Below are 12,266 nucleotides of genomic sequence, written 5' to 3'. Positions count from 1 at the left end.
CGTCAAACGATGCCGCGACTTCAGGGTCATAGGCTGCGCTCGACCATGGCGAGGAATAAAGCCGTGGCGACGGTTATTCATTCGCTAAACGAAAAGGGGCATTCATGCGTTCGACCATAGGGGTACTGCTGGCAGTACTGATCAGCCCATTGGCTCAGGCAGAGCTGATGGACGAAATCGCCGATCGCGGTGAACTGCGCATCGCTGTGCAGAGTGACAACGCACCATACGCCTTCAAGCAGGATGACCACCTGACAGGGTTCGATGTGGAGTTCGGCCAGGCCCTGGCCTCGGAGCTCGACCTGCGCGTGGAGTTCGTCGAAGCACCCGAGGCGCAAACCCTGCCCGGCGTTGAAAGTGGTAAATACGACATCGCGTTGCTGCCTGTCACGGCAATACCGCAAGGCGATAGCCCGCTCGACACCAGCCAGCCTTTTGGCAAGCAACAGCTGGTGGTGCCGTTCCAGAAGGACAACCCAGCCTTCGAAAGCGCCGTGAACAACGCGCTGCAACGCCTGAAGGACAGCGGGCGTACGGCCGAACTGGAACACAAGTGGCTTGCCGACGAGCAGCAGGCCGCAGCGACTCGGTAGCGTGCCGCAGTCAACCGTGGCAGGTGCTGATCAGCATGCTCGCCCGCTCAGAAGGGATCATTGCCACGGCGCCTGAACCAGCCAGTCAATGACAGGCGCTCGCGACCGGCCGGCAGCACCTCATGAGGGACTTCGCCGGACAGGAAGACCACCAGGCACCCCGCGACGGGCTGAACATCGTGCTCCACCCCATCGGCCAGGAACATGCGCAACTGTCCACCGTCTGCGGGCGTCCAGTCATCGTTCAGGTAGAACACGGCCGAAACCATGCGCCGGTCGTCATCGCGAAAACGGTCAAAATGCCGTTTGTAGAAAGCGCCGGGTGGGTAAAGCGCAAAGTGGCATTCGAAGTCTTCCAGGCCCAGGAAGAGCCCTTGGTTGATTGCCAGGCGCAGTTGGTCCATGGCTGCCAGGTACTGGTCGCAGGCGTGCGCCTGGCCTGGATCGATCCACTGGATCTGATCCCCACGGATGGCCTCGCGCACCTCTTGGGAAGGCCCCCGTCCAATCCCTGCGGGGTTGAGCTCCCCTTCGGCATAACGGCGTCGGCATTCGTTTGCCAGCGCGCCGACCAGGTCCGCCGGCAGAAACAGTGCCTGCTGGGACCAGCCATGGGTGGCCAAATCGTCGACGACGGCCGCAAGCATTGGGTGTTGGGGGGAAATGTGCATGGCGCATCATATCCATTCGCCCCGTCGGCGCACAGCGCCACTTGGCTGAGAAGCGCGTGGATATCTCGACAAACCGGCGCTGCCCCACAGACAATAGCCCTCTGCCGACAGGAGTCCTGAATGCGCCGTCTGTTTTCCCTGATTCTGCTGATGAGCTGCACGTTGCCTGTCTGGGCAGATAGCCTGGATCAGCTGTACAAGACCGCTGGCTGGCCCGAGCAACGCGCCCATTTCACCGACGCCTTGAACGCCGCCCAGCAGCGCTACCGCAACAGCTTGCCACCTGCCGTTTACCAGGCGCTGGTGAGCAACAGCAACCAGCGCTTCCAGGCCCAGGCCGTGGACCGCCGTGCACTGGCGCAACTGCGCTCGGCACTGCCCAATCCATCACCGGCGCTGGCCTTTTTCCAGTCGCCGCTAGGGCGCAAGATCGTCGCGGCCGAATTGCGGGCTACCCGCAAGGATGAGTTGGCCAAGAACGCCGATGGGCTCCCGAAGATTCAGGCCAGCGATGATCGCATGCTGATCATTGGGCACCTGGCCCAGGCGCTACCCGCCCGTGAGGCAGGGGCCGAGGTGAGCCTTGCCATTGCCGGCATGGCTGCCGACAGCCTGAGCTCGATGATTCCGGGGTTGTTGGGCGGTGGGCAGGCCCAAGGTCTGCTCGACGGCCAGCGCCAACGCCTTATGAAGCAGATCGGCCAGGACCTGAACAACACCCTGCTGTATGTATACCGTGACCTCACGGACGCAGAACTCGAAGCGTTTGCAACCTTTGCCGAATCCAACGACGGCAAAGCCTACTATCGAGCTGCGCTGGCAGCCATTCGCGCCGGCCTGGCGGTTGGCCAAAGTACCGGCGAGCTGAATTGATCAACCCAAGTGCTGGTCGATGAAGTCGAAATAGCGCTGTCGAATGGCAGGCAGTTCGTTGGCAAGATGATGTCGGGCCCCGGGTAGCATCATGACCTGCGGCTGCGCGAACTTAGCCCTCAGCACCTGAAGGTTGTAAGGCCAGTCAACCGTGCCATCGGCCTCTCCTTGCACAATCAAGGGCTGCCGGGTACTGACGGGCGCCGCCTCGATGCGTGTGATCCAATCGATCAGTGCGCCAACCCATGCCGTTGGTAATCGCCTGGGCTGAAGCGGATCAGCTTCAAGAAACGGTAGAAACGCAGGGTCTGTGCTGTTTTCGGTGAAACGCCGCTCGATGCCGTTCACGAAGTGGCGCAACACGTGATAGCTGAGCTTCGACCAGCGCCAGGCACAGGGGCGTACCAATGGGGCAAGCAGCAATACCTGCCCATCGATGGGGCTTGTCTGTGGGTTGTGCAGCAGGTGATCCACGGCAATGGCCCCACCTGTGCTCTGCCCGCACAGGTGCCATGGATGAGGCAGCTGCAAGCTGCGCGTCTGTTCGAACAGGCACTCAAGTACCTGCTGGTAGATCGCGAAATCATCGATGCTGGCGCGTTCGCCGCTAGACAGGCCGTGGCCGGGTAAATCGCAGCTGACAACGGCATAACCGCGCTTCAATGCCCATGCCACCAGATGCCTGTACAAGCCCATGTGGTCGTAGTACCCGTGCAACAGCAGCAAGGTAGCCTTGGGCTGCTGTGGACACCACACCTGCGCAACCACCTCGAATCCGGCAACCGCAAACTGCCCAAGCCAGCTGTGGACAGGCAGATCGAGCCCATAGAAGCGTTGGTAGGCCTTCGCATGGGTGCACAGCGGCTTACGCGCATTCAGCGGGGCCAGGCTTGTGCGCAGGAGGTCTGGATGGAAGCTTGCAGGCATTTTGGTGGGTCCGGCGTGAAGCAAGTATTGACCTGAGATATTCAGCTCATCGACGCGCCGTGGCAAGCTGGCCGTACCAGCAACCCACCTCCCACTGCCCGTGGGAGCAGCAATCGGCCTTTCATGAACCTGCGAACTCTCAAATGGCTGAGCATGATGCTCGGCGTCGTGGCCGGGACGGTCATCATCTGGCAGGCGTACACGACCTTCCAGGTCCGCTATTTACGCCCGTTCGACAACCAGGCCACGTTGTTCGACGGCTCGCACTTACAGCTACCTACCGAACTGGCCGGCCCCGGACCCGTGCGGGTCGTGCATTTCTGGGACCCAACCTGCCCGTGTAACGTTGGCAACCAACAGCACCTGGCCGACCTGATGAAGCAGTTCACGAACCGGGGCGTCAGCTTTCATGTCTTGCACAAACCCGGCACACGGGGCTATCTGCCGGACGACCTTGCTGCGCTGGAACCACTAAGCAACCTGCCTGGCAGTGAACATATGCCAGCGTCGCCCGCGGTAGCCATCTGGGATCGCCAAGGGCACCTGGCCTACTTCGGCCCGTACAGCGAAGGCGCGGTATGCAACGCTGCCAACAGCTTCATCGAGCCCATACTCACCGCGCTGCTCGACGGCCGCCCTGTCAGCGCCTCCAACACCCTGGCGATCGGCTGTTACTGCCCCTGGGCAGACTGATGTATGCGAGCAGGGTTGCCCACCACCGTCGCCCCTGCCGGAACATCCCGGGTAACGACACTGCCTGCGCCGACCACTGCATCATCACCGATGCACACCCCTGGAAGAATGATGGCACCGCCACCAATCCACACGTTATTGCCAATGCTGACCGGCCGCCCACTCTCAAGGCCCGTGCGCCGCAGCTGCGGGTCGAGCGGGTGGTCGGCCGTGTAGATCTGCACATTGGGGCCGATCTGGCAGTCCTCGCCGATGTGCACAGGCAGCACGTCAAGGATCACGCAATTGAAGTTCATGAACGTATTGCGGCCCACGCTGATGTTGTATCCATAGTCGCAATAGAAAGGGGCACGCAGCACCACACCCTCACCCGCATGGCCGAGGTGCCCTGCCAGCAATGCATGCCGCGCCTGGGCCGTCAGCTCCACGCTGTTGTTGTAGCGGTGCATCCAGTGTTTGTTGGCCGCCTGTTCGGCTTGCAACTCGGGGCACGTGGCGTGATACAGCTCGCCTGTCAGCATTTTCTGTTTTTCGCTTTTGGACATGGAAACTCCTGGCGGCTCGTTATGCTACTGATCGTCAGACCTCACGATGAACCAGACTTCCCAACGCGTCGCATGAAAACGGCGTGCTGCTCAACCCCGCAGCGGCTGTGCAGCGCGCTATCAGAACCCGCCGATGGCAACGCGTTTGCTAAAGGATACGTTCTGGTGTGCATCCACTAATCAGACAAGCGCATGTAACGAGCAGGCCTACGCGCTTACTGCATGCATTTTTTCTCAAGAGAAATGACCTATGCATAAAAGATTCATGGAAATCGATGGCGCACGGCTGAGCTACATCGACCAGGGCCAAGGTTTTCCAGTGCTCCTTGGCCACAGCTATTTGTGGTCAGCTGACATGTGGAGTGAGCAGCTCGACGCGCTGTCCCGGCATTTTCGAGTCATCATTCCAGAGCTCTGGGGGCACGGCGACTCCGATGCTCCGCCGGTTACGACCAGAACCACCTCTGATCTGGCGCGTCAGCACATTCAATTGCTCGACAAGCTGGGGATTGAACGCTGCCACCTGGTGGGGCTATCGGTCGGGGGGATGTGGGGGGCACTGCTGGCCGCCGAGCATCCCGAGCGGGTTGACCGCCTGGTGCTGATGGATACCTACCTGGGCGCAGAGCCGGACGCCACCAAACGCAAGTATTTCGCCTTGTTGGATGCTGCGTCTGCCGCAGGTGCGTTCGACGATGAGCTGCTGGACGTCATCGTACCCATCTTCTTTCATCCCGGCGGCCATACAGTGCCAGCACTGCGTGAACGGTTTCGAGCAACATTGAAGGCCACGTCCGCCAACACTATCCGCGACAGCTATGACCCAATGGGCCGCATCATATTCGGCCGACCGGACGCACTGGCGCAATTAGGGGGCCTTTGTAGCGAACGAACCATCGTGGTGTGTGGCGACCAGGACATCCCCAGGCCACCGGCTGAAGCCAACGAGATGGCGCAGATCATCAATTGCCTGGCCGCTCAGATCCCCGTTGCGGGGCATATCTCGTGCCTGGAAAACCCTGAGGTGGTGAACCAGTTTCTCTTGAATTGGCTACCGCGACACTGCTGAAGCCTGCTGGCCTGTTTCAAGCAGCTGACCATTCTTGCAACGCGGTAACCTGAGCCCAATAGGGTTGGGCTCAGGTGGAGACGCCCTCAGGTCGCGATTGGAAACGACCCGAAGGCAGCCGGTGCATCAGAATGCAGGCAGCACGGCACCTTGGTATTTCTTGGCGATGAATGCCTTCACTTCAGGGCTGGTCAAGGCTTTGGCCAGCTTCTGAATGGCATCGCTGTCCTTGTTGTCAGGACGCGCCACGAGGAAGTTGACGTAAGGCGAGTCGCTGCCTTCGATGACCAAGGCATCCTTGGCAGGATTCAGGCCGGCTTCCAGCGCGTAGTTGGTATTGATCATGTCCAGGTCGACCTGATCCAGCACGCGCGGCAACATGGCCGACTCCAGCTCGCGAAACTTCAGGTTTTTCGGGTTCTCGGCGATGTCTTTCGGGGTGGCCAGGGCGTTCTTCGGGTCCTTGAGGGTGATCAGCCCCGCCTTCTGCAAGAGCAGCAGTGCGCGGCCGCTGTTGCTGCCCTCGTTAGGAATGGCAACGGTTGAGCCTTCCTTGAGCTCATCCAGGCTTTTGACCTTCTTCGAGTAGCCACCAAACGGCTCGACATGCACGCCGATCACGGTCTCAAGGTGCGTACCCTTGCCCTCGTTGAAGCTCTGCAGGTACGGGAGGGTCTGGAAGTAGTTGGCATCCAGACGCTTCTGATCAACCTGCACGTTGGGTTGCACGTAGTCGGTGAATACCTTGATCTGCAAGTCGACACCTTCTTTGGCCAACGTCGGCTTGATCAGCTCCAAGATCTCGGCATGGGGCACCGGCGTTGCGGCAACCACCAGTTTTTCGGCGGCGGCGACCAGGCCGCTAAAGGACAGGGCGGCAGCCAGGGCAGTGGTCAGCAGGGTCTTCTTCATGGTGATCCTTGTTCTGCATCTGAGCCATCGAAGATGGCAAATGGGGCGCCCAACGCAATGCGATGACGGGCGTGAAGCGGACAATACCGATAATTTTTATTCCCGAACAATATCTTTTATTTCGTTGGTTATTCCAAAACCAAAATGCCACCAGCGTGTTTGCTTATGAGCTGCCTCTAGCGTGGAACGTCGGGCAGGTCCAGGTCTTCGGGCAGGATTTCCGGCCCATCACTGACCAGCAGGGCGAAGTGGATGACGTTTTCCAGCTCACGGGTATTGCCGGTCCAAGGATGCTGCTCGAGCAGGCTCTGTGCAGCCTCGCTTATCAACGGCACGGGCCGCTGCAAACGCCCGCTGTAGATGCCAACGAAGTATTCCGCCAACGCAAGGATGTCCCCCGGCCGCTCGCGCAGCGGCGGCAATTCAAGGGCGCCCTCGCGCAAATATTGATACAACCGCTCGCTGAAGCGCCCTGCCTTCACCACCCGCGCCAGGTCAATGCTCGTGGCCGCCACCAGTCGTACATCCACCGGCTGCGCCTGGTGTGCGCCTACGCGGGTGACTTCGCGGTTTTCCAGTGCTGCCAGCAGCTTGGCCTGAATGGCCTGTGGCAAGTCGGCGATCTCGTCCAGGTAAAGCGTGCCGCCGTTGGCCGATCCGAACCAGCCAGCGCGGCTGCTGGCAGTGCCGCCATGGCTACCGGCGCTATAACCGAACAGCTCTGCATCGGCATAGGTTGGGCTGATGGCGGCGCAGTTGACCGACACGAACAGGCCGGTGCGGTCGCTGGCGCGGTGAATCTGGCGGGCCAGCAACTCCTTGCCGGTGCCGGTTTCGCCTCGGATCAGCACCGGCAGCGGCAGCGGCGCCAGGTGCTCCAGCTCCGTGCGCAATCGCTGGGAACGCGGGTCGATGAAGACCAGCGCCTTGGCGCGAATGCTCAGCGGGCTCTTGTCGAGTTCGGGGAATGTCAGCAATGGCTGGCCGAAGGGGTTCTGATACGTCATGACGAGCTCCCGCCCCTGGCCTGCGGCGGCCGGGCGTGTGACGGATGGAAACGGACGCCGTTCAGGCGCGGCGCAGCGCGCGTTGTTCGATGCGGCCTTGCAGGCGATACAGGTAGGCGAACCCCTGCTCCCAGCATTCATGGCCGGATTTCACGTTGATGTGGCCGGCGCCGGTCAGAAGCCCTGTTTCTGCACCCCACTGCTGGGCCATGTGCAAGGCGCGCGGGACGCTGACAGCGGGATCGTTGTCCGAGCTGACCACCTGACTCGGAAAGGGAAGCGGCGCCTGCGGGATGGGCGAAAAATTGCGCAGCGCCGGCGCGCACCCTGGTCGCTCGACATCCGCCGGCGCCACCAACAAGGCGCCACGCACGCGACCGAGCAGAGCGGCAGCGGCCTGTTCGGCCCAATGCGCCACCGTGATGCAGCCCAGGCTATGGGCAATCAGGATCACCGGGCCGGGCTCGGCGGCGATGGCGGTATCCAGCGCCTTCACCCAGTCCTGGCAGAGCGGTGTCAGCCAATCGCGCTGCTCCACGCGTGCGCTGTTGGGCAGCGTACGCTGCCAGTGGCTTTGCCAATGATTGTCCGGCGATCCCTGCCAGCCTGGGATGATCAGGTAGCGAACTGATTCGTTACGCATGAAGTGGGTCTCCAGTAGCTTGCGTGCTTGGAAACCCAGTATAAGGCGGCCTATATATACTTAAAGGAATAAAAAGAAATTTGTTTATACCCTTTAAGTAAATAACCAGCCGACGTGACCTTGCGACGCCGCGTTATTCCCATCAACCGTACTGCCTCAAATGGCTGGCAGTTTCTGCCAGACCTTCGGCCGGAAGAACAACGTTTCGCCCCTTGCCAGCCCTGTCAGACTGTCGTGGTCCTTGACCACCTCAGCTTCGATCAGCTCGCTTTGGCCCTCGACTTTCAAGGTCACCCGCGTGGTGGCACCCAACGGGCGAATATCCCGAACTTCGGCGGCATGGTGGCCCTCGGTTTCATGACGCGACAACGACACTTCATGGGGCCGGAACAGCACATGCTGACCCTCGCTCAAGGCCAGGCGGTTGGAATCCCCCAGGAAGTGGTAGACGAAATCATTGGCGGGTTGTTCGTACACTTCGCCCGGCGAGCCGATCTGCTCGATCACGCCCTTGTTCATGACCACGATCCGGTCAGCCACTTCCATGGCCTCTTCCTGATCATGGGTCACGAATACCGAGGTCAGGTTGATATCTTCGTGCAAGCGGGCCAGCCAGCGGCGCAGCTCCTTTCGCACCTTGGCGTCCAGTGCGCCGAAGGGTTCGTCCAGCAGCAGCACCTTGGGCTCCACGGCCAGCGCGCGGGCAAGGGCGATACGCTGACGCTGACCACCGGACAATTGCTCCGGGTAGCGATCGGACAGCCAGTCGAGCTGCACCATGTTCAGCAGCTCGTGCACTTTATGGGCAATGCTGCTTTCGCTCGGGCGCTCACCCTTGGGCTTCATGCGCAGGCCGAAGGCGACGTTGTCGAATACGGTCATGTGCCTGAACAGCGCGTAGTGCTGGAATACGAATCCGACGTTGCGATCACGAACGTCATGGCCAGATACGTCCTCGCCATGGAATACGATATTGCCCTGATCAGGTGTTTCCAGGCCGGCGATGATGCGCAGCAGCGTGGTCTTGCCGCAGCCGGATGGGCCCAGCAGCGCTACCAGCTCACCGCTGTTGATGTCCAGGTTGATACCATCGAGCGCCTGGAAACTGTTGAAACGCTTGCTGACGTTACGAACTTCGATCGACATGAATCATTCCTCCGCAGCGCTATGGCGCAGACGGTTAATACGGTTCTCGCTCCACTGCTTGAGCAGCAGGATGAAGAGCGCCAGGATCAGCAACAGGCTGGCCACGCTGAAGGCCGCCACGTGGTTGTACTCGTTGTAGAGAATTTCCACGTGTAGCGGCAGCGTGTTGGTCACGCCACGAATATGGCCGGAAACGACCGACACCGCGCCGAATTCGCCCATCGCCCGCGCTGTACACAACACCACGCCATAGATAAGGCCCCACTTGATGTTCGGCAGCGTCACATGCCAGAACATCTGCCAGCCATTGGCACCGAGCAACCGGGCAGCTTCTTCTTCCTGGGTGCCTTGTTCCTGCATCAGCGGAATCAGCTCGCGGGCTACGAACGGGACCGTGACGAAGATGGTGGCCAGGACGATGCCCGGCAGGGCGAAGACGATCTGGATGTCGTGATCCTGCAGCCACGGCCCGAACAGGCCCTGGGCACCGAACATGAGCACGTAGACCAGGCCGGCGATCACGGGCGACACCGAGAACGGCAGGTCAATCAGGGTGACCAGAATACTTTTGCCGCGGAAGCTGTACTTGCTCACGCACCATGCCGCACTGACCCCGAACACCAGGTTCAGCGGCACCGAAATGGCAACGGCGAGCAGGGTGAGTTTCAGGGCCGACAACGCGTCGGGTTCGAAGATGGCTTCGAAGAAAGTGCCGAACCCATTCTTCAGGGCCTGGGAAACCACGATGACCAGCGGCAACAGCAGAAACAGTGCAAACACCAGCCAGCCAAGGCCGATGAGTAACCGCCGCGATGTGGCGCTGCCGCGGCGGGCGGCGTTGGCGGCGGCGGTTGCATTCAGGGAAGAACTGGACATGCCGACCTCCTTCAAGGGGTTTCGATGCGGCGCTGCAACAGGTTGATCAGCAGCAGCAGAATGAAGGAAACCACCAGCATCAACACGCCAATGGCGGTAGCGCCGGTGTAGTCGTACTGGTCGAGCTTGACCATGATCAGCAGGGGCAGGATCTCGGTTTTCATCGGCATGTTGCCGGCGATGAAAATGACCGAACCGTACTCACCCACGCCACGGGCGAACGCCAGGGCAAAGCCGGTGAGCCAGGCCGGTAGCAAGGCCGGGGCCAGGATGTGGCGAAACACCTGCAGCGGTCTGGCGCCCAGGCAGGCAGCGGCTTCTTCGACCTCGCGCGGGATGTCTGCCAGCACTGGTTGTACCGTGCGCACCACGAACGGCAGGGTGACGAACGTCAGCGCCAGGGTGATGCCCAAGGGGGTATAGGCGATCTTGAAACCCAGGTCGGTCGCGAACTGGCCGACCCAGCCCGCCGGCGCGTACAGCGCGGTGAGCGCGATGCCGGCCACTGCCGTTGGAAGGGCGAAAGGTAAATCGATCATCGCGTCGATGATCTTGCGCCCGGGGAAGGTATAGCGCACCAGCACCCAGGCCAGCAGCGTCCCGATCACACCGTTGATGATCGCGGCAAACAGGGCGGTGCCAAAGCTCAGCTTCAGCGCAGCGATGACCCGCGGCGCGCTGATGATGGTCCAGAACTGTTCGAAGGTCAGCTGCGAGGCATGGATGAACATGGCCGCCAGCGGTATCAGCACAATCAGGCTGAGGTACACCAAGGTGTATCCCAGCGTCAGCCCGAAGCCGGGTATGACGGGGGAAATGCGACGTGACATAGAGATCCCTGGTTGAATGCACGTGGCCCGGGAACCATCCCGGGCCGTGGTAGGCGTCCGAATTGTGTGTTGTTCCTTGGCCCTTACTGTGCCTGATAGATCTGGTCGAACACACCGCCATCATTGAAGAATTTTGGCTGGGCGATCTTCCAGCCGCCGAAGTCCTTGTCGATGGTCACCAGGTCTAGCTTGGGGAACTGCTTGCCAAATTCAGCCGCCACCTTCTCGTCACGCGGGCGGTAGAAGTTCTCGGCGGCGATCTTCTGTCCGGCCGGGCTGTAGAGGTGTTCCAGGTACTCGGTAGCGATTTCGGTATTGCCCTTTTTCTCGGCGTTCTTATCGACCACCGCCACGGGCGGCTCGGCCAGGATCGACAGCGACGGCACGACGATGTCGAACTTGTCAGCCCCACCGTCTTCCTTCAACGCCAGGAAGGCTTCGTTCTCCCAGGCCAGCAGCACATCGCCCTGACCGTTGTTGACGAAGGTGATGGTCGATCCGCGGGCGCCGGTGTCCAGGACTGGCACGTGCTTGAACAGTTCCTGCACGTAGGCTTTTGCCTTGTCCTCGCTACCGCCGGTTTTCAGGCCATAGGCCCAGGCGGCGAGGAAGTTCCAGCGCGCGCCCCCGGAAGTCTTGGGGTTCGGGGTAATGACCGACACATCCTTCTTGATCAGGTCGCCCCAGTCCTTGATGCCTTTGGGGTTGCCCTTGCGTACCAGGAATACGATGGTCGAGGTGTAGGGGGTGCTGGCGTCCGGCAAACGCGTCTGCCAGTTTTCCGGCAGGGTCTTGCCGAGCTTGGCGATTTCGTCGATGTCGCCGGCCAAGGCCAGGGTCACCACGTCGGCGCGCAGACCGTCAATCACCGCACGGCCCTGTTTGCCCGAGCCGCCATGGGACTGCTGGATCTTCACCTTGTCGCCTGGGTGAGCCTGCTGCCAGTGCTTGATGAACTCGGCGTTGTACTGCTGGTACAGCTCACGGGTCGGGTCGTAGGACACGTTCAGCAGTTCGTAATCCTTGGCGATGGCGGAACCGGCAAAAATAGCACTGGCCAGAGCGGCAAGCGCATAACGACGGATGGACATGGTGAAGCTCCCGATTGGCATTTTTCTAGTTCTGGAAGGTGGGGCGTGTTCAGCCGGGCTTGTTGCCAGGCTGCTGCAGGCGGAACTTCTCCTTGCGCTCGATCTGCACCACCTGGGCGTTGTGCACGGTGATTTCCACAGCGCCAAAGCGCAGATCGCGCAGCGCGCTCTGGATCTCACGCAAGATGGTGGCTTCGTCCTGACCGTCGATACTGCGCAGCGATGCACTCATGCTCGTTCTCCTTGGAGTGAGATTGCCGGGCAGAGGTTTGAATGAGGGTTTGCGCCTGGCGTGAGGGCAATAGTAGTGGGGGCGGATTATTCTTAAAAATACTGTTTGGGCATTTTTATATAACCATTTACACGATTGTCTGGATGCGCTTCCTCAAT

Annotated in this window: 15 protein-coding genes; 4 read left to right on the top strand and 11 right to left on the bottom strand. The window is 60.7% G+C overall.

The genetic code is table 11. The annotated features are described in order from the left end of the window. Nucleotides 1-104 precede the first annotated feature (104 nt). Nucleotides 105-593 carry a substrate-binding periplasmic protein gene (locus tag PFU01S_RS01165; protein WP_027913457.1) on the top strand — a complete coding sequence of 163 codons (489 nt, stop codon included), beginning with the start codon at nt 105-107 and terminating at the stop codon, nt 591-593. Nucleotides 594-640: 47 nt separating this feature from the next. On the opposite strand, the gene PFU01S_RS01160 is transcribed toward PFU01S_RS01165, so the two are convergent. Then, entirely contained in the window at nt 641-1,264 is a 624-nt protein-coding gene (locus PFU01S_RS01160) for a 2OG-Fe(II) oxygenase (RefSeq protein WP_028686741.1), read from the bottom strand. 120 nt (nt 1,265-1,384) lie between these two features. On the opposite strand from PFU01S_RS01160, the gene PFU01S_RS01155 reads away from it, so the two are divergent. Further along, complete coding sequence (locus PFU01S_RS01155; RefSeq protein ID WP_027913455.1) at nt 1,385-2,137, top strand: DUF2059 domain-containing protein; 753 nt, start codon at nt 1,385-1,387, stop codon at nt 2,135-2,137. Here PFU01S_RS01155 and bipL read toward each other — a convergent pair whose 3' ends face one another. Beyond that, nucleotides 2,138-3,064 (bottom strand): phospholipase BipL, encoded by a 927-nt coding sequence (gene bipL / locus PFU01S_RS01150; RefSeq protein WP_027913454.1) that lies wholly within the window; start codon nt 3,062-3,064, stop codon nt 2,138-2,140. Between the two features lie 123 nt (nt 3,065-3,187). Here bipL and PFU01S_RS01145 point away from each other — a divergent pair, with 123 nt between their 5' ends. Then, on the top strand, nt 3,188-3,757 hold the full coding sequence (locus PFU01S_RS01145; RefSeq protein ID WP_028686742.1) for a DUF6436 domain-containing protein: 570 nt from the start codon (nt 3,188-3,190) through the stop codon (nt 3,755-3,757). Here the strand turns inward: PFU01S_RS01145 and PFU01S_RS01140 are convergent. Continuing rightward, nucleotides 3,736-4,302: a sugar O-acetyltransferase gene (locus PFU01S_RS01140; RefSeq protein WP_028686743.1), complete on the bottom strand. Its 567-nt coding sequence runs from the start codon at nt 4,300-4,302 to the stop codon at nt 3,736-3,738. The two genes, PFU01S_RS01145 and PFU01S_RS01140, sit on opposite strands and share 22 nt — an antisense overlap. Nucleotides 4,303-4,552: 250 nt before the next feature. Here PFU01S_RS01140 and PFU01S_RS01135 point away from each other — a divergent pair, with 250 nt between their 5' ends. Further along, the gene (locus tag PFU01S_RS01135; protein ID WP_027913451.1) at nt 4,553-5,371 is read left to right on the top strand and encodes an alpha/beta fold hydrolase; all 819 of its coding nucleotides are present in this window, start codon (nt 4,553-4,555) and stop codon (nt 5,369-5,371) included. A gap of 126 nt (nt 5,372-5,497) precedes the next feature. On the opposite strand, the gene PFU01S_RS01130 is transcribed toward PFU01S_RS01135, so the two are convergent. The 8 genes from PFU01S_RS01130 to oscA all read right to left on the bottom strand — a co-directional run bounded on the left by PFU01S_RS01130 (nt 5,498) and on the right by oscA (nt 12,108). After that, a complete protein-coding gene (locus tag PFU01S_RS01130) occupies nt 5,498-6,283 on the bottom strand; it encodes a MetQ/NlpA family ABC transporter substrate-binding protein (RefSeq protein ID WP_027913450.1) in 786 nt (261 codons plus the stop codon). A gap of 176 nt (nt 6,284-6,459) precedes the next feature. Beyond that, on the bottom strand, nt 6,460-7,290 hold the full coding sequence (locus PFU01S_RS01125; RefSeq protein ID WP_027913449.1) for a sigma 54-interacting transcriptional regulator: 831 nt from the start codon (nt 7,288-7,290) through the stop codon (nt 6,460-6,462). A 61-nt stretch (nt 7,291-7,351) separates the two neighbouring features. Further along, nucleotides 7,352-7,933, bottom strand: a complete 582-nt coding sequence (locus tag PFU01S_RS01120; RefSeq protein WP_028686744.1) for an alpha/beta hydrolase — start codon at nt 7,931-7,933, stop codon at nt 7,352-7,354. A 156-nt stretch (nt 7,934-8,089) separates the two neighbouring features. Continuing rightward, nucleotides 8,090-9,079, bottom strand: a complete 990-nt coding sequence (locus tag PFU01S_RS01115) for a sulfate/molybdate ABC transporter ATP-binding protein (RefSeq protein WP_028686745.1) — start codon at nt 9,077-9,079, stop codon at nt 8,090-8,092. Between the two features lie 3 nt (nt 9,080-9,082). Continuing rightward, complete coding sequence (gene cysW / locus PFU01S_RS01110; RefSeq protein ID WP_023532630.1) at nt 9,083-9,955, bottom strand: sulfate ABC transporter permease subunit CysW; 873 nt, start codon at nt 9,953-9,955, stop codon at nt 9,083-9,085. An 11-nt stretch (nt 9,956-9,966) separates the two neighbouring features. Then, a complete protein-coding gene (cysT, locus tag PFU01S_RS01105; protein WP_023532644.1) occupies nt 9,967-10,785 on the bottom strand; it encodes a sulfate ABC transporter permease subunit CysT in 819 nt (272 codons plus the stop codon). Between the two features lie 83 nt (nt 10,786-10,868). Beyond that, nucleotides 10,869-11,876 carry a sulfate ABC transporter substrate-binding protein gene (locus PFU01S_RS01100; RefSeq protein ID WP_028686746.1) on the bottom strand — a complete coding sequence of 336 codons (1,008 nt, stop codon included), beginning with the start codon at nt 11,874-11,876 and terminating at the stop codon, nt 10,869-10,871. A 49-nt stretch (nt 11,877-11,925) separates the two neighbouring features. Continuing rightward, on the bottom strand, nt 11,926-12,108 hold the full coding sequence (gene oscA / locus PFU01S_RS01095; RefSeq protein WP_003248957.1) for a sulfur starvation response protein OscA: 183 nt from the start codon (nt 12,106-12,108) through the stop codon (nt 11,926-11,928). Nucleotides 12,109-12,266: the final 158 nt, after the last annotated feature.

This window comes from Pseudomonas fulva NBRC 16637 = DSM 17717, assembly GCF_000730565.1.
Classification (GTDB): Bacteria; Pseudomonadota; Gammaproteobacteria; order Pseudomonadales; family Pseudomonadaceae; genus Aquipseudomonas; species Aquipseudomonas fulva.
Note: the sequence above shows the minus strand (reverse complement) of the source record. Positions and strands in the feature narration are given on the sequence as shown.